The 25,022-nt window shown below is 72.6% G+C and carries 20 protein-coding genes and 1 pseudogene; 14 read left to right on the forward strand and 7 right to left on the reverse strand.

Features of this window, described 5'->3' with window-relative positions:
• The first annotated feature begins 96 nt into the window (after positions 1–96).
• The 6 genes from J7462_RS02470 (at position 97) to mshC (ending at position 5,577) form a co-directional block, all read left to right on the forward strand.
• Entirely contained in the window at positions 97–1,149 is a 1,053-nt protein-coding gene (locus tag J7462_RS02470) for an LLM class F420-dependent oxidoreductase (protein WP_219461199.1), read from the forward strand.
• The gene (locus J7462_RS02475; RefSeq protein WP_219461202.1) at positions 1,146–1,982 is read left to right on the forward strand and encodes an undecaprenyl-diphosphate phosphatase; all 837 of its coding nucleotides are present in this window, start codon (positions 1,146–1,148) and stop codon (positions 1,980–1,982) included. Before J7462_RS02470 ends, J7462_RS02475 begins: the two co-directional genes overlap by 4 nt.
• Positions 1,983–2,072: 90 nt before the next feature.
• Complete coding sequence (locus J7462_RS02480; RefSeq protein ID WP_208566268.1) at positions 2,073–2,777, forward strand: histidine phosphatase family protein; 705 nt, start codon at positions 2,073–2,075, stop codon at positions 2,775–2,777.
• 103 nt (positions 2,778–2,880) lie between these two features.
• A complete protein-coding gene (locus tag J7462_RS02485) occupies positions 2,881–3,459 on the forward strand; it encodes a DUF3090 domain-containing protein (protein WP_208566267.1) in 579 nt (192 codons plus the stop codon).
• Positions 3,456–4,271, forward strand: coding sequence for an SCO1664 family protein (locus J7462_RS02490; RefSeq protein ID WP_219461206.1), 816 nt, complete (start codon positions 3,456–3,458; stop codon positions 4,269–4,271). The genes J7462_RS02485 and J7462_RS02490 overlap by 4 nt, the downstream gene beginning before the upstream one ends.
• 67 nt (positions 4,272–4,338) lie before the next feature.
• The gene (gene mshC / locus J7462_RS02495) at positions 4,339–5,577 is read left to right on the forward strand and encodes a cysteine--1-D-myo-inosityl 2-amino-2-deoxy-alpha-D-glucopyranoside ligase (RefSeq protein WP_219461210.1); all 1,239 of its coding nucleotides are present in this window, start codon (positions 4,339–4,341) and stop codon (positions 5,575–5,577) included.
• 175 nt (positions 5,578–5,752) lie between these two features.
• Here the strand turns inward: mshC and J7462_RS33550 are convergent.
• Positions 5,753–5,821 (reverse strand): annotated as a pseudogene (locus tag J7462_RS33550) (Lrp/AsnC ligand binding domain-containing protein); the annotation flags it as partial.
• On the opposite strand from J7462_RS33550, the gene J7462_RS02500 reads away from it, so the two are divergent.
• Entirely contained in the window at positions 5,822–6,628 is an 807-nt protein-coding gene (locus J7462_RS02500; RefSeq protein WP_308290704.1) for a LysE family transporter, read from the forward strand.
• A 142-nt stretch (positions 6,629–6,770) separates the two neighbouring features.
• Here the strand turns inward: J7462_RS02500 and J7462_RS02505 are convergent, their stop codons facing one another.
• Positions 6,771–7,562 (reverse strand): GntR family transcriptional regulator, encoded by a 792-nt coding sequence (locus tag J7462_RS02505; RefSeq protein WP_219461215.1) that lies wholly within the window; start codon positions 7,560–7,562, stop codon positions 6,771–6,773.
• Positions 7,563–7,721: 159 nt separating this feature from the next.
• Entirely contained in the window at positions 7,722–8,591 is an 870-nt protein-coding gene (locus tag J7462_RS02510) for a PAC2 family protein (protein ID WP_208566261.1), read from the reverse strand.
• A 271-nt stretch (positions 8,592–8,862) separates the two neighbouring features.
• Between J7462_RS02510 and metH the strand changes: the two genes are divergently transcribed.
• On the forward strand, positions 8,863–12,366 hold the full coding sequence (gene metH / locus J7462_RS02515) for a methionine synthase (protein ID WP_255598063.1): 3,504 nt from the start codon (positions 8,863–8,865) through the stop codon (positions 12,364–12,366).
• Between the two features lie 56 nt (positions 12,367–12,422).
• Here the strand turns inward: metH and J7462_RS02520 are convergent, their stop codons facing one another.
• Both J7462_RS02520 and J7462_RS02525 read right to left on the reverse strand, forming a co-directional pair.
• The gene (locus tag J7462_RS02520) at positions 12,423–12,956 is read right to left on the reverse strand and encodes a hypothetical protein (RefSeq protein ID WP_219461221.1); all 534 of its coding nucleotides are present in this window, start codon (positions 12,954–12,956) and stop codon (positions 12,423–12,425) included.
• Between the two features lie 483 nt (positions 12,957–13,439).
• Positions 13,440–13,814, reverse strand: a complete 375-nt coding sequence (locus tag J7462_RS02525) for a helix-turn-helix domain-containing protein (RefSeq protein ID WP_219461224.1) — start codon at positions 13,812–13,814, stop codon at positions 13,440–13,442.
• Between the two features lie 71 nt (positions 13,815–13,885).
• On the opposite strand from J7462_RS02525, the gene J7462_RS02530 reads away from it, so the two are divergent.
• Positions 13,886–14,296, forward strand: a complete 411-nt coding sequence (locus J7462_RS02530) for a RidA family protein (RefSeq protein ID WP_219461227.1) — start codon at positions 13,886–13,888, stop codon at positions 14,294–14,296.
• A 69-nt stretch (positions 14,297–14,365) separates the two neighbouring features.
• Complete coding sequence (locus tag J7462_RS02535) at positions 14,366–16,744, forward strand: excinuclease ABC subunit UvrA (protein WP_219461231.1); 2,379 nt, start codon at positions 14,366–14,368, stop codon at positions 16,742–16,744.
• A gap of 250 nt (positions 16,745–16,994) precedes the next feature.
• Here the strand turns inward: J7462_RS02535 and J7462_RS02540 are convergent, their stop codons facing one another.
• Positions 16,995–18,176 (reverse strand): ROK family protein, encoded by a 1,182-nt coding sequence (locus J7462_RS02540; protein WP_219461234.1) that lies wholly within the window; start codon positions 18,174–18,176, stop codon positions 16,995–16,997.
• Between the two features lie 79 nt (positions 18,177–18,255).
• Here J7462_RS02540 and J7462_RS32885 point away from each other — a divergent pair, with 79 nt between their 5' ends.
• The gene (locus J7462_RS32885) at positions 18,256–19,593 is read left to right on the forward strand and encodes a glycoside hydrolase family 43 protein (RefSeq protein WP_219461236.1); all 1,338 of its coding nucleotides are present in this window, start codon (positions 18,256–18,258) and stop codon (positions 19,591–19,593) included.
• A 55-nt stretch (positions 19,594–19,648) separates the two neighbouring features.
• Here J7462_RS32885 and J7462_RS02550 read toward each other — a convergent pair whose 3' ends face one another.
• Positions 19,649–20,680 (reverse strand): sigma-70 family RNA polymerase sigma factor, encoded by a 1,032-nt coding sequence (locus J7462_RS02550; RefSeq protein WP_219469930.1) that lies wholly within the window; start codon positions 20,678–20,680, stop codon positions 19,649–19,651.
• Positions 20,681–20,760: 80 nt separating this feature from the next.
• Between J7462_RS02550 and J7462_RS02555 the strand changes: the two genes are divergently transcribed.
• From J7462_RS02555 to J7462_RS31710, 3 genes are all read left to right on the forward strand, one after another.
• Entirely contained in the window at positions 20,761–21,591 is an 831-nt protein-coding gene (locus tag J7462_RS02555; protein WP_219461240.1) for an alpha/beta fold hydrolase, read from the forward strand.
• Between the two features lie 128 nt (positions 21,592–21,719).
• The gene (locus J7462_RS02560; RefSeq protein ID WP_255597551.1) at positions 21,720–24,206 is read left to right on the forward strand and encodes a VWD domain-containing protein; all 2,487 of its coding nucleotides are present in this window, start codon (positions 21,720–21,722) and stop codon (positions 24,204–24,206) included.
• Positions 24,140–24,799: a hypothetical protein gene (locus J7462_RS31710; protein WP_255597552.1), complete on the forward strand. Its 660-nt coding sequence runs from the start codon at positions 24,140–24,142 to the stop codon at positions 24,797–24,799. The genes J7462_RS02560 and J7462_RS31710 overlap by 67 nt, the downstream gene beginning before the upstream one ends.
• Positions 24,800–25,022: the final 223 nt, after the last annotated feature.

A 25,022-nucleotide genomic window follows, 5' to 3' on the forward strand; every position in this document is an offset into this window, starting at 1 on the left:
TCGGCGGACGCGGTGCCCGGGGGTGAGCCGGTCTCCGACGGGACCCATGGCATTGCGTAACCTGATGCGACCTGTGGTGCGGGATGGGGAGGATCAGTGCGACTCGGGCTCAGCCTCGGATATCAGACAGCGTGGAGCATGCCGGCGGACCACCTGGCGCTCGCCCAGGAAGCGGACCGCCTCGGCTACTCGGTGGTGTGGGCGGCGGAGGCGTACGGCTCGGACTCCCCGAGCATGCTGGCCTGGATGGCCGGCCAGACCCAGCGGATCGACGTGGGCAGCGCGGTGATGCAGATCCCCGCCCGTACCCCGGCGATGACCGCGATGACCGCGGCGACCATCGACGCCCTCTCCGGCGGCCGGTTCCGGCTCGGCCTGGGCGTCTCCGGCCCGCAGGTCTCCGAGGGCTGGCACGGCGTCCGGTTCGCCAAGCCGCTCGCCCGCACCCGCGAGTACGTCGACATCGTGAAGCTGGCGGTGGCCCGCAAGGAGGTCGCCTACGCCGGTGAGCACTACACGCTGCCGCTGCCCGACGGCCCCGGCAAGGCGCTGCGACTGGGTTTCCACCCGCCACGCGAGCACATCCCGATCTACCTGGCCGCCGTCGGCCCCAAGAACCTGGAACTGGCCGGTGAGATCGCCGACGGCTGGCTGGCGGTCTTCTACGCCCCCGAGTTCGCCGAGGAGCAGCTCGCCTCGGTGCGGGCCGGACGGGCGAAGGCGGGCAGGGAGCTGGCCGGCTTCGACGTGGTGCCGTCGGTGCCGGTGGTGGTCGGCGACGACGTGGCCTCCTGCGCCGAGCTGGTCCGCTGGTACGCCGCCCTCTACGTCGGCGGGATGGGCAGCCGGCAGCAGAACTTCTACAACCAGCTGGCCACCCGGATGGGCTACGGCGACGCCGCCCGGCAGGTCCAGGATCTCTACCTGGCCCGGCAGCAGCGGGACGCGGCGGCGGCGGTGCCGATGGAGTTCATCGACCGCACCTCGCTGCTCGGCCCCAAGGAACGCATCGCCGAGCGGATGCGGGAGTACGCGGCCGCCGGGGTGACCACCCTGTCGGTCACCCTGTTCGTGGCCGACCGGGACAGCGGCGTGCAGACCCTGCGTACCGTCGCCGAGGCCCTCGACCTCTCGGGAGTCGGCGAGTGACCTGGGTCGAGGCCATCGTCCTGGGCATCGTCCAGGGGCTCACCGAGTTTCTTCCGGTGAGTTCGTCGGGGCATCTGCGGATCACCTCGGCGATCTTCTTCGACCGGGACGCGGGCGCGTCCTTCACCGCGGTGACCCAGCTGGGCACCGAGGCGGCCGTGCTCATCTACTTCGCCAAGGACATCTGGCGGATCACCCGGACCTGGCTGGTCGGCATCCGGGACGCCTCGGTCCGCTCCAGTCTCGACTACCGGATGGGCTGGTACGTGATCGTCGGTTCGATCCCGATCGGGCTGTTCGGTTTCCTGTTCAAGGACCAGATCCGCACCGCCGGGCGCAACCTGTGGGTGGTCTCCACCACGTTGATCGTCTTCGCCTTCGTGCTGGCCTTCGCCGAGTACTGGGGCCGGCAGACCCGTACCCTGGCGAACTTCCGGATGCGCGACGGCATCGTGATGGGCTTCGCCCAGGCCATGGCGCTGGTCCCCGGCGTGTCCCGCTCCGGCGGCACGCTCACCGCCGGCCTGCTGCTCAACCTGACCCGGGAGGCCGCCGCGCGGTACTCGTTCCTGCTGGCCATCCCGGCGGTGGTGATGTCCGGCATCTTCAGCGTCGGGGACGTCTTCGAGCCGGCCGCGCCGGGCACCTCGGTGCCCTCGGTGGCGCAGATGGTGGTCGCCACGATCATCGCCTTCGGCATCGGCTACGCGGCCATCGCCTGGCTGCTGCGCTATGTGGCGCACCACACCCTCTACGTCTTCGTCCTCTACCGGGTGGCGCTCGGCACCCTGGTACTGGCGCTGCTGCTCACCGGCACGATCAGCGCCACCTGACCCGCCGCCGGCCCGCCGGACCCGACGCCCCCGACACCACCAGCCGGTGTCGGGGGCCGTCGCCGTGCCACCTGCCCCTAGGGTGGGGGCGTGGCGACCCTTCTGCTTCTGCGACACGGCCGGACGACCGCGAACGCCGACGGCGGGCTGGCCGGCCGGCAGCCGGTCGAGCTGGACGACACCGGGCGGGCCCAGTCGGCCGCGGTCGGCGAGCGGCTTCGTGGCCTGCCGCTGGCGGCGGTGGTCACCAGTCCGCTGATCCGCTGCCGGCAGACCCTCGACCTGGCGCTCCCGCAGGCCGCGCCGGTGGTCGAGGAGGGGCTGATCGAGTGCGGCTACGGCGCCTGGGAGGGGCAGCCGTTGAAGAAGCTCGCCAAGGAGAAGCTCTGGCCGGTGGTGCAGCAGCATCCCAGCGCGGCCGTCTTCCCCGACGGGGAGTCGATGGCGCAGATGTCCGCGCGCGCGGTCGCCGCGGTGCGGGCCTGGGACGCCCGGGTCACCGCCGAGCACGGGCCGGAGGCGGTCTGGCTGGCGTGCAGTCACGGCGATGTGATCAAGGCCATCGTGGCCGACGCCCTCGGGGTGCACCTGGACCTGTTCCAACGCATCGTCGCCGACCCGGCCTCGGTCACCGCGATCCGCTACACCTCGCTGCGGCCGTTCCTGGTCCGGCTCAACGACACCGGCGGTGACCTGGCCGCACTGGTGCCGCCGCCGGCCCGGCGGCGGCGTCGGGCGACCCGACCGGCCGACTCCGACGCGGCCGTCGGCGGGGGTGCGGGGACCGCCGGCTGAGCCGGCGGTCCGACGTCGCACCCGGGTCGCGCCGTTTCGCCCTCGGCTGATTCGGCGTCGGTGCCTTGCGCGACCGTTCCACGCTCCGGATAGGGTCGTGGGTATGACCCACCAGGTGCACGCCTTCGAGCCGCCGGAGCGGTTCGTCGCCGGGACCGTCGGGCCACCGGGGGAGCGTACGTTCTTCCTCCAGGCCCGCGGTGGCGGTCGGCTGGTCAGCGTCGCGCTGGAGAAGGTGCAGGTCTCCCTGCTCGCCGAAAAGCTGGAGGAGCTCCTCTCCGAGGCGCAGCGCCGGTTCGGTGTCGAGCTGCCGGAGGCGCCCGTGGCCGTGGGTGACAACGACCCGTTGGACAACCCGGTCGACGAGGAGTTCCGGGTCGGCACCCTCGGGTTGGCCTTCGACGTGGACTCCGCCACCGTGGTGATCGAGGCGATCGCCGCCGGTGAGGGGGAGGCCGAGGTCGAGTTGGGCGACGACGACGAGGCCGACGAGGACGACGACGAGGAGCCGGACGAGGACCTCGACCGGCTGCGGGTGCGGCTGACCCCCGAGGCGACCCGCGAGTTCATCGAACGGGCCCGCCGGGTGGTCAACGCCGGCCGTCCGCCCTGCCCGTTGTGTGGGCAGCCGCTCGACCCGGCCGGGCACCTCTGCCCCCGGCACAACGGCTACCACCGGTGACCTCGTCGGAGGTGCGGCGTCAGGACGCCGACGCCGCGCTCCGGCTGCTGTGCGACGGTGAACTGGAGCTGGAGGGGCGGCTGGTCGACGCCTCCAACACCACCCTGCGGGCGATCCTGACCCTGGACGGCCGGACGGCCCGGTGCGTCTACAAGCCGGTGCGCGGCGAGCGCCCGCTCTGGGACTTTCCCGACGGCACCCTCGCCGGCCGGGAGGTCTCCGCCTACCTGGTCTCCCGGGCCACCGGCTGGGACCTGGTCCCGCCGACGGTGCTGCGGGACGGGCCGCTCGGGCCGGGGTCGTGTCAGCTCTGGATCGACGAGCCGGACGACGCCGATCCGCTGGTCGGGTTCGTGCCGGCCGAGGCGGTGCCGCCACGCTGGTTCCCGGTGGCCGCCGCCCGCGACGACGACGGGGCGGCGTACGCCCTGGCCCACGCGGACGATCCCCGGTTGGCCCGGCTGGCGGTGCTCGACGCGGTGCTCAACAACGCCGACCGCAAGGGCGGGCACGTGCTGGCCGGCGCGGACGACCGCATCTACGGGGTGGACCACGGGGTCTGCTTCCACGTCGAGGACAAGCTGCGGACCGTCCTGTGGGGGTGGGCGGGCCGCCAGCTCCCGGCGGATGCGGTGCAGGTGCTCGACGCCCTCGCCGGGCAGCTTGCCGGCGAGTTGGGTGAGGAGTTGGCGGAGCACCTGACCCTCGGCGAGGTCGCCGAGGTGGGGGCCCGGGTGGGGCGGTTGCGGGACACCGGTCGTTTCCCGTTGCCGCCGCAGGAGTGGCCGGCGATGCCCTGGCCGCCCATGTGAGCCGTTGTCGTGTTGATCACCCGGGCGACCGTGCCCGGCGGCGGGACGGCTCGTTAGGCTGACGGTCATGGAGTCTTGGGCGGGACACGAGGTGCCACGGCTGCCGGGCGACGGCGGGCCACTGAGCTTGTACGACTCGGCGCGGCGTGGTGTCCACCCGAGCAGCCCTGCCGGCCCGGCCACCATGTACGTCTGTGGCATCACCCCGTACGACGCCACCCACCTGGGGCACGCCGCCACCATGATCACCTTTGATCTGGTGCAGCGGATGTGGCGTGACGCCGGTCTGACCGTCCGGTATGTGCAGAACGTCACCGACATCGACGACCCGCTGCTGGAACGCGCCGAGCGTGACGGGGAGGACTGGAAGGTCCTGGCGATGCGGGAGACCGCGTTGTTCCGCGAGGACATGGAGGCGTTGCGGATCATCCCGCCGGCGTACTACGTCGGCGCGGTCGAGTCGATCCCGGACATCGCCGACCGGGTGCAGGAGTTGCTCAAGGGCGGTGCCGCCTACCGGCTCGACGACGGCACCGGCGACGTCTACTTCGACATCGCTGCCGCCCCCGCGTTCGGCTACGAGTCGAACCTGACCCGGGAGCAGATGCTGGAGATCTTCCCGGAGCGCGGTGGCGACCCGGAACGGGCCGGCAAGCGCGACCCGCTCGACCCGTTGCTGTGGCGCGGCGCGCGCGACGGCGAGCCGTCCTGGCCGGGCGGTGAGCTGGGCCCGGGGCGGCCCGGCTGGCACATCGAGTGCACCGTGATCGCGCTCAACCTGCTCGGTGACCGGCTCGACGTGCAGGGTGGCGGCAACGACCTGATCTTCCCGCACCACGAGTGCTCCGCCGCCCACGCGGAGCGGCTCACCGGCACCGCCCCCTTCGCCGACCACTACGTGCACGCCGGCATGATCGGCCTGGACGGCGAGAAGATGTCGAAGTCCAAGGGCAACCTGGTCTTCGTCTCCCGGCTGCGCGCCGACCAGGTGGATCCGATGGCCGTCCGGCTCGGCCTGATGTCCGGGCACTACCGGACCGACCGGGCCTGGACCGACGACGTGCTGACCGCCGCGCAGGAGCGGCTGGACCGGTGGCGGCGGGCCGCTACCGCGCCGTCCGGGCCGTCCGGCGCGGCCTTCCTCGCCGGGGTACGCGAGCGCCTCGGCGCCGACCTGGACACCCCTGGCGCACTCGCCCTGGCCGACGGCTGGGCGGATGCGGCGCTGGCCGGCACCACCGACGACCCGCAGGCCCCCGCCCTCTTCGCCACCACCGTCGACGCCCTGCTCGGCATCCGCCTCTAACCCCACCCGCCCCGACCACGGCACGGCCCCCGGCCGGACTCCGCGTGGCCCCGTCCGGCTCGTCGATCATGGAGTTGTGGTGGGGTTGAGCCCCGTTGCGGGGTTGCGGGGCGGGTTGGCGCAGCGCGACCCGCGTCTGGGTCTGCACCACGCCGCAGCTCTTCTTGAGCCGACGCAGCAACGCGTCCAGGGCGGCGGTGTCCCGTAGCCGGGCCCGCAGCAGATAGTCGTACGGCCCGGTCATGTGCACCGCGTCGACGATCTGCTCGATCGGGGCGATGGCATCGACGAACGCCTCGTAGTCGGTCCCGGCGTCGTCCGGGAGGGGATGCTGCGTGGCCACCGCAGTGGCCTGGCCGCCGCTTCCGGCGTCGCTACCGTCGACACCCTCTACTGCCTCGGCGCGCTGCTGACCGGGGCGGCGCTCGCGCCGGTGATCGCCTCGTGGGGCGACGCCCCCCGCTATCTGTCCGGGTTGGTGATCGTCGGGCTGGGCTGCCACCAACTGGTCACCCTGCGCCGCGCCCCGGCACGCCCCGCCGGTGCCGGAGCCGAGCGGAACGCCAGCGGCGGAGCCCGCCGGGACGGTGCCGGTGCCGAGCGGAACGCCACCGGTGGAGCCCCCGGGGACGGGACCGGTGCCGAGCGGAACGCCACCGGCGAGGCCTGGCGGAACGGCACCGGTGGAGCCCTGCGGGACCGGGCCGGTGCCGAGCGGAACGGCGGCGGTGGGGAGCGTCCGGCCCGGACCGCCGCCGGACCGGTCTACGTCCGCTTCGTGCTCCTCACTGCGGTCAACCCGTTGACCCTGGTGTACTTCTTCGCCCTGGCCGGGACGGTGAACGCCGTGCCGGGCAGTTGGACGGGGCCCGGGGTGTTCGTCGTCGCTGCCGGGCTGGCCTCCCTGCTGTGGCAGACCGGCCTCGCCGCGATCGGCGCGGCCCTGGGCGCCACCGTCCCGGTACGGGTCGCCGACCTGCTCGGGGTGGTCGCCTCCCTGATCGTCGTCGTGCTTGGGGCGGCCGTCGTCGTGGTCACCGCCGTCACCTGAGGCACGGCTGGCCCCGTGCGCCCGGTGCCGTCCCGCGAGCCGCGCCACCCCTGCCCGGCCTGCGGTACTGCCCCGCCCGGCCCCCGCGCGGTGCTGCCCGGCCGTGCGGGGGGCCGGGACGGCGGGCGGTGCCCGGTCGGGATCAGCCGAGGACCAGGCCGGGGTCGGGGTCGGGGTCCGGCGCGGGGGCGGGGATCTGGTACTCCTCGGTCAGCGTGGTCATCGGGCCGGGCCAGGTGGCCTGGGCGACCTCGATCGGCTTACGGTGGGCGTCGTAGGCGACGTGCAGCAGGTGCAGCACGGGCGTGTCGGGGCGGATCTGGAGGGTCTCCGCCTCCTCCCGGCTGGGCTGGCGGGCGCTGATGGTGTCGGCGGCGGTGGTGTACCGCCGGCCGGTCGCCTCCTCGGCCTCCTGGTAGAGCGGTCGACCGAATGCCTCGGCCCGTTCCAGGGAGGTGCCGGCGGTGTCCTTCGGCAGGAACCAGGACGCGCCCACCTCCACCGGGGACTCGTCGGTGCGTACCAGGTGCCGGCGGCAGAGCAGTTCGGTGCCGTCGGGGATCCCGAACGCGTCGGCCACCTCGGGCGGGGCGGGTGTCCGACCGACGGAGACGAGCTGCTGGCGGTACCGGGCGGCGAGGTCGGCGTGGTAGCCCCGGAAGCCGCCGTACCGGCCCCGGGAGAGCCGGTTGAGTCGCCGCCGGGTGCCCCGCACGTACGTACCGGAGCCGGGTTTGGTGATCAGGATGCCCTCGACCCGCAGCTGGTCGATGGCGCGCTGCACGGTCTGCTTCGCGACCCCGAACAGCTCGGCGATGGCCGGGATGGATGGCAGCCGCTCGCCCGGCCCCCAGTCGCCCCGGCGCACCTGGGCCTTGAGCTGCGCGGCGATCTGCCGGTGCGGGAACTCGGCGGTCCCCGGGTTGATCTGCACGCCCGCCTCCTCCTGGCAGCTAGGTTCCTAGGATGCCCTAGAGGGCGTGACGACGCCACCCCGGACACGCCGAAAGGCCCCGGACGCCGCGACGCCCAGGGCCTTTCGAAGACGACTGCCAGAAACCCGAAAGGCGACTACCAGGAATGCGAAGAACGACTACCAGGAGCCGGCGGTGGGGCCGGCGGAACCACCCCGGCGGCGCAGGTACTTCTCGAACTCCTGGGCGATCTCGTCACCGGTCAACGGCGTGATGCCCGCGTCACCGACCCGTTCCTCCAGCTCGCGGACGTACTCACCCAGCTCGGCGTCCTGCTCGGCGGCGCTGCGCACCCGCTGCTCCCACTCGGCGGCCTCCTCGGCCAGGTCGGCCATCGGGACCGGCAGGTCGAGCACCTCCTCCACCCGGTGCAGCAGGGCGAGGGTGGCCTTCGGGCAGGGCGGGTTGTTGGCGTAGTGCGGCACGTGCACCCAGAACGACACCGCGTCGACCTCGGCCCGGGTGCAGGCATCCTGGAGCACCCCGACGATGCCGGTGGGGCCGTCGTAACGGGTCGGGGTGAGCTGGTAGCGCTGGGCGGCCTGGGCGTCGGAGGCGCTGCCGCTGATCGGCAACGGCCGGGTGTACGGCACGTCGGCCAGCAACGCGCCCAACAGCACCACCCGCTCGACCTCCAGGCTGTGGCAGATCTCCAGCACCTGTTCGCAGAAGGTGCGCCACCGCATGCTCGGCTCGATGCCCCGGATCAGCACCACGTCGCGTTCGGTGCCCTCGGGGCTGGCCACCACGAACTTGGTGGTGGGCCACTCCACCCGGCGGGTCTCGCCGTCGGACATCGTGATGGTCGGCCGGCTGACCTGGAAGTCGTAGAACTCCTCCGGGTCGATCTCGGTGATCTGCCGGGCCTGCCAGACCTGTTCCAGGTGTTCCACGGCGGCGGTGGAGGCGTCCGCGGCGTCGTTCCACCCCTCGAAGGCGGCGATCGCCACCGGGGACCGCAGCACCGGCAGCCCGTCGAACTCGGTCACGCCGTCACCTCGCCCCGCTCGTCGCCGACGGTGCCGGGGGTCGACCCGGTCACCCGCCCGCCGTGCACGGTGGCGTCCCTGTTGTCCTTCACATCCGCCAGCCTACGTCCCGGCGCGGCGCGTGGCCCGTCGGCCGCGCCGGTCCGCCGACCCACCCCGCCCCCGAACCGGTACGAACCGACCCGATGAGCGGATGGACACATAGTGGGACGGGGCCGGGCGTCGACAATCGTCGGGATCCTCGCACTAACCTGAACCTGTGCGGACTTCGTTGCGGGATGTGCTGGCCGACCGGATCCTCATCGCCGATGGCGCGATGGGGACGATGCTCCAGGCGGCTGACCTGAGCCTCGACGACTTCGAGGGGCTGGAGGGTTGCAACGAGATCCTCAACGTGACCCGCCCCGACGTGGTGCGCGGTGTGCACGAGGAATACCTGGCGGCCGGCGCGGACTGTGTCGAGACGAACACGTTCGGTGCCAACCTCGCCAACCTCGCCGAGTACGACATCCCGGAGCGCATCCGGGAGCTGTCCGAGGCCGGCGCACGGATCGCCCGGGAGGCCGCCGACGCGTACGCCACCGCGGAGCGGCCCCGGTTCGTGCTCGGCTCGATCGGCCCCGGCACCAAGCTGCCCACCCTCGGCCACGCCCCCTACGCGACGCTGCGGGACGCCTACCAGGAGAACGCCGCCGGGCTGATCGCCGGCGGGTCGGACGCGTTGATCATCGAGACCTGTCAGGACCTGTTGCAGGTCAAGGCGGCCGTGGTCGGGTCCAAGCGGGCGATGGCCGAGCTGGGCCAGCAGGTGCCGATCATCTGTCACGTCGCGGTGGAGACCACCGGCACCATGCTGGTGGGCAGCGAGATCGGGGCGGCGCTGGCGGCCATCGAGCCGCTCGGGGTGGACCTGATCGGGCTGAACTGCTCCACCGGCCCGGCCGAGATGGGTGAGCACCTGCGCTACCTGTCGCAGCACTCCCGGATCCCGCTGTCGGTGATGCCCAACGCCGGCCTGCCGGTGCTGACCGCCGACGGGGCGTACTTCCCGCTGAGCCCGGTGGAGCTGGCCGACGCCCTGGAACGGTTCGTCAACGAGTACGGCGTCGGGCTGATCGGCGGCTGCTGCGGCACCACCCCGGAGCACATCCGGGCGCTGGCCGAGCGGTTGCACGGCGCCACCCCGGCGGCCCGAGGGCCCCGGCACGAGCCGGGTGTCTCGTCGATCTACCACCCGGTGCCGTTCGCCCAGGACGCCTCGGTGCTGATGGTGGGGGAGCGGACCAACGCCAACGGTTCCAAGGCGTTCCGCGAGTCGATGCTCGCCGCCGACTGGCAGGCGTGCGTCGAGGTGGCCCGCAGCCAGGCCCGCGACGGCTCGCACCTGCTCGACCTGTGCGTCGACTACGTCGGCCGCGACGGCACCCAGGACATGCGGGAGCTGGCCGGCCGGTTCGCCACCGCGTCCACCCTGCCGATCATGCTGGACTCCACCGAGCCGCAGGTCATCGAGGCCGGGTTGGAGATGCTCGGCGGGCGCTGCGTGGTCAACTCGGTCAACTTCGAGGACGGCGACGGCCCCGGCTCCCGTTACGCCCGGGTGATGCCGGTGATCGCCGAGCACGGCGCGGCCGTGGTGGCGCTGCTCATCGACGAGGAGGGTCAGGCCCGTACCCGGGAGTGGAAGGTCCGGGTCGCGGCCCGGCTGATCGACGACCTGACCGGCCGCTGGGGGATGGACCGGGGGGACATCCTCATCGACGCGCTGACCTTCCCGATCGCCACCGGCCAGGAGGAGACCCGCCGGGACGGCATCGAGACGATCGAGGCGATCCGGGAGATCGCCGCCCGCTACCCGGGGGTCAACTTCACCCTGGGCATCTCGAACGTCTCGTTCGGGCTCAACCCGGCCGCCCGGCAGGTGCTCAACTCGGTGTTCCTGCACGAGTGCGTGCAGGCGGGGCTGACCTCGGCGATCGTGCACGCCAGCAAGATCCTGCCGATGTCCAAGATCCCCGAGGCGCAGCGGGAGGTGGCCCTCGACCTGATCTACGACCGGCGGCGCGAGGGCTACGACCCGGTGCAGCGGTTCATCCAGGCGTTCGAGGGCGTCGACGCGGCCTCGGCGCGGGCCACCCGGGCCGAGGAGCTGGCCGGCTTGCCGCTGGACGAGCGGCTCAAGCGGCGGATCATCGACGGCGAGCGCAACGGCCTGGAGGCCGACCTGGACACCGCGATGGCGCAGGGCCGCAGCCCGCTGTCCATCATCAACGACATCCTGCTGGACGGGATGAAGGTCGTCGGTGAGCTGTTCGGTTCCGGGCAGATGCAGCTGCCGTTCGTGCTCCAGTCCGCCGAGGTGATGAAGACGGCGGTGGCCTACCTGGAGCCGCACATGGAGGCGGTCGAGGACGGCGGCAAGGGCCGGATCGTGCTGGCCACCGTGCGCGGCGACGTGCACGACATCGGCAAGAACCTGGTCGACATCATCCTGTCCAACAACGGCTACGAGGTCGTCAACATCGGCATCAAGCAGCCGATCAACGCGATCCTCGACGCCGCCGAGGAGCACCGCGCCGACGCGATCGGGATGTCCGGGCTGCTGGTCAAGAGCACCGTCATCATGAAGGAGAACCTCGCCGAGATGGCGTCGCGCGGGGTTGCCGAGCGGTGGCCGGTGCTGCTGGGCGGGGCGGCGCTGACCCGCGCGTACGTCGAGGACGACCTGCGGGCGATGTTCCCCGGCCAGGTGCACTACGCCCGGGACGCCTTCGAGGGGTTGGCCCTGATGGACCGGGTGATGACCGCCAAGCGCGGTGGCGCACCCGTGATCGACCCGGAGCGGGAGGCCGCGTTGGCGGCCCGGCGGGCCCGCCGGGAGAAGCAGCGCACCATGGTCACCGAGGTGCTGCCGGAGCTGGACGACGCCTCGGTCCGCTCGGACGTGGCGACCGACGTGGCCGTGCCCACCCCGCCGTTCTTCGGCACCCGGGTGGTCAAGGGGGTGCCGCTGGCCGACTACGCGTCCCTGCTGGACGAGCGGGCCACCTTCCTCGGCCAGTGGGGGCTGCGCGGGTCGCGGGGCGGCCAGGGCCCGTCGTACGAGGAGTTGGTGGAGACCGAGGGGCGGCCCCGGCTGCGCTACTGGCTGGACCGGCTCATCGCCGACCAGGTGCTGGAGGCGGCCGTGGTGTACGGCTACTTCCCGGCGTACTCCGAAGGCAACGACCTGGTGATCCTGGACGAGAACGGCAACAGCGAACGGGCCCGGTTCTCGTTCCCCCGGCAGCGGCAGGAACGCCGGCTCTGCCTGGCCGACTTCTTCCGCCCGAGGGGTGACGGGCTCGACGTGGTGGCGCTGCAGCTGGTCACCGTCGGCCAGCCGATCAGCGAGTACACCGCGAAGATGTTCGCCGCCAACGAGTACCGCGACTACCTGGAGGTGCACGGGCTGTCCGTGCAGCTCACCGAGGCGCTCGCCGAATACTGGCACCGGCGTATCCGCTCCGAGCTGACCCTGCCGGGCGGCGGCACGGTCGCCACCGGCGACCCGACCGACCTGGCCGGCCTGCTGCGCAACGACTACCGGGGCTGCCGGTACGCGTTCGGCTACCCGGCCTGCCCCGATCTGGAGGACCGGGCCAAGATCGTGGAGCTGCTCGGGGCGGAGCGGATCGGCGTGCAGCTGTCGGAGGAGTTCCAGTTGGTGCCGGAGCAGGCCACCGACGCGATCGTGGTGCACCACCCGGAGGCCAACTACTTCAACGCCAAGTGACGCCCTGACCCGGACCGGTGGGGGCGGCCCAGACCACGGGCCGGCCCCACCGCAGGTCACTCGGGGATGACGAACTGGGCGGTGCTGGTGGCGTCGTAGTTGACGCCGTTCTTCTCGGCGTGGTGGGTGCAGCGGACCGTGACGGTGCGGGACTGGACGGGGACCCCGGTGACCGGGACGGTCGGAGACCAGAAGGTCACGTCGACGAGCGCCCCGTTGTTCTCGGAGTCGTAGTCGTTTGAGACGTAGGCGAGCACGGTGGCGGAGCACCGGACGTTGATGTAGTTGGCGTCCACCCGGTCGTTGCCCCAGGTGGCGAGCCGGGAGTAGCCGCGGACCTTGATCCCGCCGACGCGCAGTGGCCAGTTTCCCTCGTGACCGACGCTCTCCAGTTGGATGACGCCCTGCAGGTTGTACGCAGGTCCCGGCGGAGACGTGGGCGTGGGCGGGACGGGGTCGCCACCGCTGCCGCCGCCGTCGCAATTCAGGGAACACTCCGGTTCCGAGGCGTACGCCGGAATGGCCACCGCGCCGGTGCCTGCAATGCAGGCCAGCAGGGTGATTGCGACCGTTGCAACGCGTTTGAGCACGTCATCTCCTGTCAGTGGACTCCGAGGAAATTGACCGGGGTGGGTGATCCGATGCGTAGGTTATCCCTGTCATTTTCAGAAACGCAATGGATACCGGTCGGTACGGTCGAGCCGGCATTGGTCCGCTCGTCGAATCAGGGGCACGGTCGGGTGTTATTCCTGCTCACAGGCTTTTGGGGGCCCCAATTCGCTGGAGAAGAACGACCGGAGTCCAGCTATATCGGCAGATGCTGGCCGAGGCGTGCGGTGTGCGGTGGTATCAGGCGTGTGGCGAACTGGTGGTGATTGTCTGAGGTGGAGGGTTTTGCGGTTAGCCGACTGTTTTATCCATGCCGTCCGGCCGACCATTTGCCACCTGGCCCCATTAATTGACTGGCTTGCGTGTAATTGCCACCGAAAGGGGTGTGGTGTGGGGCGGAAGTCGCGATATCGGCGACACCGGTCGGTCGCGAAGCGTGTCCCACGCCCACGCCGGCGGTGGCCCTACGTGGTCTGGTCGTAGGCCCGGCGCGCGGCCTCGATGGCGGGTAGGTGCTGGCCGGCCCAGTCGAGCAGCACGTCGACCGGGTTCCGGAGGGTCTTGCCCAGCGGGGTGATGCGGTACTCGACGGCGACCGGCCGGGAGGAGAGGACGTGTCGCGCGACGATGCCGTTGCGTTCGAGCCGGCGCAGGGTGGCGCTCAGCGACTTCTGGGACACGGCGGGGATGGCGTGGCGCAGTTCGTTGAACCGGGACGGCCGTTCGCAGAGCTGGTGGAGCACCTCCAACGACCACTTGTCGAGGACCTGGTCCAGGAGTTCACGGTGCGGCGGGGTGATCTGGAGGCGTTCTGCCGCGAGGGGGTCGGTAACTGCCATGACACTTAGTCTCGTTGAAGTTTCCTTGGCGCACCAGGTATCCATGAGCTACCCAAGAGGAAGGAAGTCAGATGGGTGTCCAGCTTTTCTCGCCGCAGGGCATGATGCAGCCCGTCCCCTATCACCACGTCGCAGTCGCGTCGGGGTCACGCCACGTCCACGTGGCCGGCCAGATCAGTCGGGACGAGGCTGGCCGGCCGGTCGCCACCGGCGACCTACGGGGTCAGGTCGCCCAGGCGCTGCGCAGCACGGGACACGGCCTGGCCGGTGCCGGCGCGGGCTTCGCGGATGTCGTCCGCCTGACGTTCTACGTGACGAACTGGTCGCCGGAGCGGATCGGCGACTTCATGGCCGGGGTCGAGGATGTCGCGGGGGAACTCGGCCTGCCGCAGCCGCTGCCCCCGTCGTCGCTCATCGGCGTCGACTACCTCTTCGAGCCCGACGTCCTCGTCGAGGTCGAGGCGACGGCGATCCTGGACTGAGCGGCCAGCTCAGGGGCGTCGTGCCGGCTATGATCCGCCGGTGGCCCGTCCGATGGTGGGAGAGACGCGATGACGGACGACCGCTCGCCCGGGCCGTACGGTGCCGACAGCCACGATCTGATCCGGGTGCAGGGCGCGCGGGTGAACAACCTGCGCGACGTCGACGTGGAGATCCCGAAGCGCCGGCTGACCGTGTTCACCGGGGTCTCCGGGTCGGGCAAGAGCTCGTTGGTGTTCGGCACGATCGCCGCCGAGTCCCAGCGGTTGATCAACGAGACCTACAGCGCCTTCGTGCAGGGCTTCATGCCGACGTTGGCCCGACCCGAGGTCGACGTGCTCGACGGGCTGACCACGGCGATCATCGTGGACCAGGAGCGGATGGGGGCGAACGCCCGCTCCACCGTCGGCACCGCCACCGACGCCACCGCCATGCTGCGCATCCTGTTCAGCCGGTTGGGGCAGCCGCACATCGGCCCGCCCAACGCGTACTCGTTCAACGTCCCCTCGGTCCGGGCCAGCGGCGCGATCACGGTCGAGCGGGGCGCGGGCCGGACGAAGACCGAGAAGGCGACCTTCCACCGTCTCGGCGGCATGTGCCCGCGCTGCGAGGGGATGGGCGCGGTCACCGACATCGACCTGTCGGCGCTCTACGACGACAGCAGGTCGCTCAACGAGGGTGCGCTGACCATCCCCGGTTACAGCATGGACGGCTGGTACGGCCGGATCTTCCGGGGCTGTGGCTACTTCGACCCGGACAAGCCGATCCGCCGGTACACGAAGACCGAGCTGCACGACCTCCTGCACCGGGAGCCCACCAAGATCAAGATCGACGGCATCAACCTGACGTACGCCGGGCTGATCCCGCAGATCCAGAAGTCGTACCTGGCCAAGGACGTCGACACCCTGCAACCGCACATCCGGGCGTTCGTGCAGCGGGCGGTGACCTTCACGACCTGTCCCGACTGCGCCGGCACCCGCCTCGGCCCGGAGGCCCGGTCGTCGAAGATCGGCGGGAAGAACATCGCCGACGTCTGCGCGATGCAGCTCAGCGACCTCGCCGGCTGGCTGCGCGGCCTCGCCGAACCCTCGGTGGCCCCACTGCTGGCCGGGCTGCAACGGCTGCTCGACTCGTTCGAGGAGATCGGCCTCGGCTACCTGTCGCTGGACCGCCCCGCCGGCACCCTGTCCGGCGGGGAGGCGCAGCGGACCAAGATGATCCGCCATCTCGGGTCCTCGTTGACCGACGTCACCTACGTCTTCGACGAGCCCACCGTCGGGCTGCACCCGCACGACATCCAGCGGATGAACGGTCTGCTGCTGCGGTTGCGGGACAAGGGCAACACGGTGCTGGTCGTGGAGCACAAGCCGGAGACCATCGCGATCGCCGACCACGTGGTCGACCTCGGCCCGGGTGCCGGCTCGGCCGGTGGCGAGGTGGTCTTCGCCGGCACCGTCGCCGGGCTGCGCGACAGCGGCACCCTGACCGGGCGGCACCTGGACGACCGGGCCGCCGTGAAGCCGGCGGTGCGCACCCCGTCCGGCGTGCTGGCGGTACGCGGCGCGGACACGCACAACCTGCGCGACGTCGACGTCGACATCCCGTTGGGCGTGCTGGTGGTGGTCACCGGGGTGGCCGGGTCGGGCAAGAGTTCCCTGATCCACGGTTCGGTGGCGGGGCGTGACGGGGTGGTCGTGGTCGACCAGGGGGCGATCCGGGGTTCGCGGCGCAGCAACCCGGCGACGTACACCGGGCTGCTCGACCCGGTCCGCAAGGCGTTCGCGAAGGCCAACGGGGTGAAACCCGCCCTGTTCAGCGCCAACTCCGAGGGGGCCTGCCCCGGTTGCAACGGCGCCGGTGTCATCTACACCGACCTGGCGATGATGGCCGGGGTCGCCACCGTCTGCGAGGAGTGCGAGGGCCGACGGTTCCAGGCCGCCGTGCTGGAATACCGCCTCGGCGGTCGGGACATCAGCGAGGTGCTCGCGATGTCGGTGACCGAGGCGGCGGAGTTCCTCGGTGCGGGCGAGGCGCGTACCCCGGCGGCGAGCGCCGTCCTCGGCCGGCTCGCCGACGTCGGGCTCGGCTACCTGCGCCTCGGCCAGCCGCTCACCACGCTCTCCGGCGGTGAGCGGCAGCGGCTCAAGCTCGCCACCCGGATGGCCGACAAGGGCGGCGTCTACGTCCTCGACGAGCCGACCACCGGGCTGCACCTGGCCGACGTGGCGCAGCTGCTCGGCCTGCTCGACCGGCTGGTCGACGCCGGCACCTCGGTCATCGTCGTGGAGCACCACCAGGCGGTGATGGCACACGCCGACTGGATCATCGACCTCGGTCCCGGCGCGGGCCACGACGGCGGGCGGGTCGTCTTCGAGGGCACCCCCGCCGATCTGGTCGCCGCCCGGTCCACGCTCACCGGCACACACCTCGCGGCCTACGTCGGCCGCTGACGCCGCCCTGCCCCCCGCCGGGACCACCCCCGGCCGGCTCGCCCTGCGCCCGCCGGGCCGCGCGTGACCGGGGCCTGCCGGGCTGGGTCGCGGGGACGGCCCGGCCGGTGCGGGTCGCGGGGACGGTCCGGCCGGGGCGGGCGGGGCGCGGACCCGACGGCGCCGGGGGCGGCGGGGAGCAGCCGCCTCCGGCACCGGGGGCGTCAGGGCATCGACGGACCTGGTCGACGCGGCGTCGCCGCGCGGCGGGCTAGCGTCCCCTGGTGAGGAAGCCCTCCAGGGCGAGGGTGGCCGCGCCGAGGCTGACGGGGTTGCCGGCGACGGGGGAGCGGACGATTTCGGTGGCGGCGAGCGGGCGGCGCAGCGCGTGCTGGGCGACGACGGTGCGGACCTCGTCGCGCAGCCGGTCGCCGAGCCGGTCGGCGACCCAGCTGCTGAGCACGACGACCTCCGGGTTGATCAGGTTGACCAGGTCGGCGACGGCGACGCCGAGGTAGCGGGCGGTCTCGGCGACCACCTTGGCGGCGGTGGGATCGTCGGCGGCCAGTGCGGCGGCGAGGGCGTCGAGGGTGGCGGTCTGGTCCTCGGGGTGCAGCAGCGGGCTGGTCGGGGCCAGGTCGCGCAGGGTCTGCATGATGCCGGGTGCACCGACGTACGCCTCCACGCAGCCCCGGCTGCCGCACCGGCACAGCCGCCCGTCGAGGACCAGGGTGGTGTGCCCCCACTCGCCGGCGCTGTTGCTGCCACCCCGGTAGAGGGTGCCGCCGAAGGCGAGGCCCGCGCCGACCCCGGTGCCCAGGTTGATCACGGCGACGTCGTCGCGGCCCCGGGCGGCCCCGGCCCACAGCTCGGCGAGCACCGCCGCGCGCAGCGGGTTGTCCAGGTGCAGCGGCAGTGCCAGGCCGTCGGCGAGCAGGTCCCGCAGCGGTACGTCGTGCCAGTCCCAGTTCGGTGCGAACACCGACACGCCGCCCTCCCGGTCGACCTGCCCGGGGACGCTGACGCCGACGCCGAGCACCCGGGCGTCGGTGCCGGCCAGGACGGCGTCGACACCGCTGACGATGTGCCGGACCACCTGGTGGGGGCGGCGTTCCAGCGGGTGCAGTGGCTCCTCGGCCCCGGCCAGCCGGGTCAGCGTGGTGTCGAAGAGGTCGACGTGCACGTACGTCTCGGCGACGTCGACGCCGACGAGCAGTCCGCCGTGCGGGTCGGCGGTGACCAGGCCACGGGGCCGGCCGCCACCGGAGTCCTCCCGGCCCGCTTCGGTGAGCAGCCCGAGGGCGGTGAGTTCGCCGACCAGGGTGGCGACGGTGCCGAGGCTGAGGCCGGTGTCGGCGGCGAGGCGTTGCCGGCTGGTGGTGCCGGCGGCGACGACCTGCTGGACGACGGTGAGGCGGTTGGCGGAGCGGATGTCGCGGGAGGTCCGGGCCATGGCTTATCGCAACACTTACGAAAACCCTTGGCAATAGTGCAGGATGACAACCGTCGATTTATAGGGAAGAGGTGTGTCGATGGGACGTCTCCGGTACGCCGCTCTGGCGGCGGTGCTCTGCATGCTCGGTGGCCTGCTGGTCGCCGCACCCGCGCGGGCCAACGCCGCCGGGCCGGTCCCGCACTACCTGATGACCGCGTTCACCAACAGCAGCGAATCCAACATGTACGTCTACGACTCGGCCGACGCCACCCGGTTCACCCTCCAGCGGGCCAACGCCTACACCCCGCCGTCCGGGCTGGTCCGCGACCCCAGCGTCATCCGGCACACCGACGGCTACTACTACCTCGTCTACACCACCGGCTGGACCGGCAACACCATCGGCATCGCCCGCAGCAGCGACTACCTGACCTGGACGTTCCAGCGCAACGTCACCATCTCCGTCGCGCCGGCCAACGGCAGCACCTGGGCCCCGGAGTGGTTCGTCGACAGCGACGGCAGCGTGCACGTCGTCGTGTCCGTCTCGCAGACCGGCACGGCCGGGCAGTTCCAGCCGTACCGGATCACCGCGACGAACGCGGCGCTGTCGGCGTGGAGCGCCCCGGCGGCACTCGCCGGCATCGGCACCAACCACATCGACAGCTTCATCGTCAAGGTCGGCAACACCTACCACAACTTCATGAAGAACGAGACCACCAAGTACATCGAGCACGCGACCGCCCCCGCGCTGACCGGCCCGTGGAGCTGGGTCGGCACCGGCAACTGGGCCGGTTGGGGCTCCGGCCTGGAAGGCCCCGCCCTGGTCCGGCTGCCCGACAACCGGTGGCGCATCTACTTCGACCAGTACGGCGCCGGCCGCTACTACTCCGCCGACAGCAGCGACCTGTACGGCTTCACCGGCAAGACCGAACTGGCCGGGCTGTCCGGCACGGTGCGCCACTTCACCGTGCTGAGGGAGAGCGTCGGGGACAGCTCCGCCCCGCCCACCGGCAACCGCTCGCTGCGCTCGGCGAACTTCCCCGACCGCTACGTCCGCCACCGCGACAACGTCGCCCGCATCGACGTGCTGGGCAGCGGCAGCCCGCTCGCCGACCGGCAGGACGCCACCTTCCAGATCGTCCCCGGGCTGGCCAACGCGTCCTGCTACTCGTTCCGCGCGGTCAACGGCTCCTACCTGCGGCACTGGGACTTCACGATGCGGCTCGCCGGTAACGACGGCAGCGCCGTCTTCGCCGGGGACGCCACCTTCTGCAGCCGCACCGGGCTGGCCGGGGGCGGCAGCTACTCGTTCGAGTCGTGGAACCACCCCGGCCGCTACCTGCGCCACTACGACTACGTGCTGCGGGTCGACCCGTACGCCGCCGGCAGCACCTTCGCCGGGGACGCCTCGTACACCCTCACCACGCCGCTGGCCTGAGCCCGGCGCGGGGCCGGCCGGTGGGCGCAGCCACGTCCACCGGCCGGCCCGGCCGTCAGCGGGTGGCGGGCAGGCCGAACGCCGGGAACAGGGTGTCGTCGAGGAACGAGACGAGCTGGGCGATCCGGCCGTCGCGCACCGTCAGCACCGTGATCGACCACGGCAGGTAGGGGCCGGTGTCGCCCGTGCGCAGATAGTTGGCCACCGCCGGTTGCCCGTTGGCCGCCACCGACACGTGTCGCCAGCTGCCACAACTGCCCAACGGCATGGTCCGGGCGAAGTCCAGCACCGCGTCGCGGCCGGCGTACCAGTGCGGCAGCGGTGGCATCGACCAGGTGACGTCCTCGGTGAGCAGGGCGACCAGGGCGTCGGCGTCGCCGTTCTCCAGGGCGGCGGCGTAGCCGGCGGCGACCTCCCGCAGCCGGGCGTCACCGAGCGTGCGGAGGGTCCGCTGCTGGCTGCGGGCCGGCACCCGCTCGGCGACGACCCGGCGGGCCCGCGCCAACGCCGAGTTGACCGAACCGGTGGAGGTGCCCATCATGGCGGCGATCTCGGCGGCGGTGAAGCCGAGCACGTCGAACAGCAGCAACGCGGCGCGCTGGTTGCCGGGCAGGTGTTGCAGCGCGGCGACGAACGCCAACTCGACGGCCTCCCGCTGCTCGTAGCGGGCGTCGGGGGCGGCCGGGCCGGCGACCAGGGCGGCGTCGGGATACGGGCCGAGCCACCGGACGTGGTCGGCGGCGGCGCTGCCCGGCACGGCGTGTTCGCTGGCCGGCCCCAGGTCGACAGGCAACGCCCGCCGGCCCCGCCCGGTGGACAGGTCCAGGCAGGTGCGGGTGGCCACGGTGTAGAGCCAGGTCCGCAGCGAGCTGCGCCCCTCGAACCGGGGCAGCGCCCGCCAGGCCCGCAGCAGCGCCTCCTGCAACGCGTCGTCGGCGTCGTGCGGGGAACCGAGCATCCGGTAGCAGTGCGCGTGCAGCTCCGGCCGCAGCGGCGCGACGAGCGCGGTGAACGCGGCGTCGTCCCCGCCCCGGGCCCGGGTCAGCGTCGCCTCGTGGTCGTCGGCCGTGATGTCGGCGAGAATCATGCTCACGACCGACGATTCTGCCCCACGCCGGGAGTCTGCACCGTGTAAGAGCCGCACGTCACGACCCGGAGGACCCGATCATGAGCAGTCCCACCACCATCCCGGTGACCACCGCCACCCTGTCCGTCCCCGACGGGACCCTGCACTTCGAGGTACGCGGCCAGGGCCCCCTGGTGGCGCTGGTCGCCGCCCCGATGGATGCCCGGGCGTTCGCCCCGCTGGCCGACCTGCTCGCCGCCGACCACACCGTGCTCACCACCGACCCGCGCGGCATCCGCCGCAGTCGGCTGCACGACCCGGAGCAGGACTCCACGCCCGAACTACGCGCCGACGACCTGGCCCGGCTGCTGGCCCACCTCGACGCCGGCCCGGCGACGGTGCTCGGCTCCAGCGGCGGCGCGGTCACCGTGCTGGCGCTCGCCCACGCCCACCCGCAGGCGGCGCACACCGTGATCGCCCACGAACCGCCGCTGCTGCTCCTGCTCGACGACCGCGAGGAACTCCTCGCCCGGGAGGACGACATGGTCGCCACCTACCGGCGCGGGGACCGGCTGGGCGCCTGGCGGAAGTTCCTCGCCAACGCCAACATCGCCATGCCGGAGGAGATGATCCAGGGCATGTTCGGCCGCGACCCCGACCCGCAGGACGCCGCCGACGAGCGCTACCAGTACCTGCACACCCTGCGCGGCACGACCCGCTACCAGCCGGACGTCGCCGCGCTGCGCGACGGACCCACCCGGGTGCTGGTCGGCCTCGGCGAGGAGTCGGCCGGGGAACTGTGCGACCGCAGCTCCCGGGCGTTGGCCGCCGCGCTGGGGGTGCCACCCACGATGTTCCCCGGCGGGCACATCGGCTTCACCGACGACCCCGCCGGCTTCGCCGCCCGGCTGCGCGAGGTGATCGCCTCGTGACGGTGGAGCGTCCGTAGGTCGACGGTCCGGCCGGAGTGACCCGCGTACCGTAGGACCGGCCGGGGCGGCGGCGACCGATGCACGACAGTGGCGCGGGCGGTGGGCGTCGCGGTCCTAGAGTGCCGCGCATGAAGCTGATCGTGCGACTCGCCGGCGGGTTCGCCGTCCTCGTGGCGGCGTTGGCGGCGGGGCCGGGGGCGGCCTGCGCCGCGCCGGCCGACGGAGGTCTCGGGCTGGACCTGCGGACCACCGCCCCGCGGTACGCCCCGGGCGAAGCGATCCGGTTGACGCTCACGGTCACCAACGCCACCGGCGCGGCCTGCGGCCTGGCCACCGTGGCCGACGGCACCGTGCAGGTGACCTCGGTCCGCCGCGACGGTCAGGAACTGGTGCCGGCGCTGGGCCGCAGCTTCTACGGCGACGGCATCGGTGCCGCCGCCACCGCCGGCACGACGACCGTGGAACCCGGTGCGAGCGTGGCCGTGCCGCTGGCCGGCACCCGGATGCACGACGGCACCGACGCCGGTGCCGTCGTGCTGCGGTCGGTGGCGGCGACCCCGGACGGCGGCGGGTTGGACACCCTCTGGCCGGTCGGGGCACCCGGGGTTTACGAGGTGACGGCGAGCTGGACGGCGCTGCCGGTGACCGGTCTCGACACCCCGTGCACGGGCGCGACGGCGCTGCGGACCATCAGCTTCACCGTCGGCGACGACCCGGCCGGCCGGGGGTGGTGGCCCTGGCTGCTCGGCGGGGCGGTGCTGCTGCTGGTCGTCGTGGGCGGGCTGGCCGTCCTGCTCCTGCGGCGTGGTCGCCGTCGCCCGACGCTCGTCGTGGCGCTGCTGCTCGTCGGCGTCGGGACCGCCGTCGGGGGCACCGGTGGGCCGGCCCGGGCCGACTACCAGGTCGACCCGAGCGCCGGGGTGCCGGTCAGCGGCGTCGACTTCCAGGCGGCGGTCGACGGCTGCCTCCAGGGGTTCGCGGCGGCCGGCGGTGACCCGGCGGGCATCCTGCCCCGGCTCAAGGACACCAAGACCCCCCGGGTGCGGATCATCCCCACCCCCGGTGGGTCGGGGTCCTTCGAGACTCCCACCAGCAAGGACGGCAAGGGCTCGTCCACGGTGACCTGGAACCCGACCTCGGTCGACCCGTACGGCGACGGGATCGCCCGGGACCCGTGCGCGGCGCTCTACCACGAGCTGAACCACTCCGACGACATCTCCCGCGACGCGGTGCCGCAGGGCGACTGCGGTGGCACCGGGATCAAGACCGCCGAGGTCAAGGCGACCCTGGCGGAGAACAGGTACCGGGCGGCCAAGGGTCTGCCGGCGCGCACCGAGTACGACGGCAAGACCCTCCCGAAGAGCCTCGACGAGTGCAGGAAGCCCGCGAAGAAGACTCCACCGCCGAAGGGCCCGGTCAAGCTCTGCGAGGACGGGGGCGACTGCGGCGGCACCAACGGCGACCCGCACCTGGTCACCTTCGACCGGCACTACTACGACTTCCAGGCCGTCGGCGAGTTCGTGCTGGTCGGCTCCACCTCGGGTGCCCCGCTGGCGGTGCAGGTCCGGCAGACGCCGATGGGCGACTCGCGGACGGTGTCGGTCAACACCGCCGTCGCCGTCCGGATCGGCGCCCACCGGGTCGCCCTCACCCTGGTCGACGGCGACACCGAGGTACGCGTCGACGGTGCCGTCCGCGTCCCGCCGCCGGGGGAGACGGCCCTGCCCGGCGGTGGCACGCTCACCCGCCGTGACTCCGACACCGGTGCCGCCGACGGCTACGACCTGGGTTGGCCCGACGGCTCCGCCGCCGCCGTCGACCAGATCGGCCCCTACGGCTACCGGGTGCTGACGAAGCTGGCGGCGAGCCGGGCGGGGAAGGTCCGGGGACTGCTCGGCGACTTCGACGGCGACCCGACCGACGACGTCGCCGCGCCGTCCGGTGCCGCCCTGCCCCGACCCGCGCCGTTCGCGAAGCTCTACCCGTCGTACGCGGACAGTTGGCGGGTCACCCGGGACAGTTCCCTGTTCAGCTATCCCGACGGCCAGGACACCGGGTCGTTCACCGATCGCGGCTTCCCGGAGCGGGCGGTGACCCTCGACGACCTCGACCCGGCCCGGCGGGCCGCCGCCGAGCAGGTGTGCCGGTGGGCCGGGATCACCGATCCCTGGCAACTCGCCGAGTGCGTCTTCGACGTGGCCGTGACCGGCCGTCCCGAGTTCGCGGTCAGCGGCGTCGGCACCGAGCGGATCGCCCCGCCGGCCGACGCGCCGATCGCCGCGACACCGATCGCCACCGGCGCGCTGACCCCGGGCGGCGACCCGCTGACCTTCCGCGGCCGGGCCGGCGACGCCGTGTTCGTCGACGTCAGCGCGCCCGGCCTGGCGGACCGCTGCTCCCCGTACCGGCTGCTCGACCCGACCGGGACGGAGCTGGCCAGCGGCTGCAACATCGACGGACGCGGCCTCGTCGACCGCACCGAACTCACCCGCGACGGCAACTACACGGTGGTGGTCGACGCCGCCGCCGGGGCACCGGTCGGGCGGCCGTGCGGGTCTACGCGGCCCGGGACGTCACCGGCACCCTGCGACCGGACGGGCCGGCGGTCCCGGTGACGATCGCCGGGCCGGGCGGCCGGGCCCGGTACCGGTTCACCGGCGTCGCCGGCCAGCGGGTCTTCGTCGAGGTGCCGGAGAGCACCCTGCCGGACCAGTGTTCCCCGTTGGAGCTGCGCGATCCGGACGGACAGCGGCTCAGCAGTGGCTGTGTCGTCAACGGCACCGGCGACATCGACGGCACGGTGCTGCCCGCCGACGGCACGTACACCGTGCTGGTGGACCCGGTGGACCGTACCGTCGGCACGGTGGCGCTGCGGCTGTTCGTCACCGGGGACCGGTTCGACCCGATCGCGCTCGACGGACCGCCGGTCGTCGCCACCGTCGACCGGCCCGGCGCGGTGCTCGGCTACCGGTTCACCGGTACGGCCGGCACGTCGGTGACCGTGACGGCCACCGACGCCACCCTGCCGGACCAGTGCTCGCCGCTGGAGCTGCGCGACCCCGACGGGGTGCCGGTGGGCACCGGCTGCGTGGTCAACGGTGCCGGTGGCATCGACGCGACCGTCCTGCCGGCCACCGGTGTCTACACCGTCGTGGTGGACCCGTCCGGGGCGGCCACCGGCACCGTCACCCTCACCCTGCGACAGTGACCTGAGGGCGAGGGTCGGCAGGTGAGGGTGGCGTGGACCGCGTGACGCCCACGGAGCGGACGGCTCCGGTCCGGGGCTTGAAATCCTATCGCATTGATAGGAAAATGAGGCCATGCTGCGCGTTCGGCTATTCACCTCCCGCCGGGTCGTCGACCTGATGCGGGTCGCCGCGCAGCGCTGTCCCGGCACGCCCGTCGCGGCCTGACCGGCCGCGCCGCCGCCG

Origin of the sequence: Micromonospora sp. RL09-050-HVF-A, assembly GCF_019374995.1 — a bacterium.
GTDB lineage: Bacteria > Actinomycetota > Actinomycetes > Mycobacteriales > Micromonosporaceae > Micromonospora > Micromonospora antibiotica.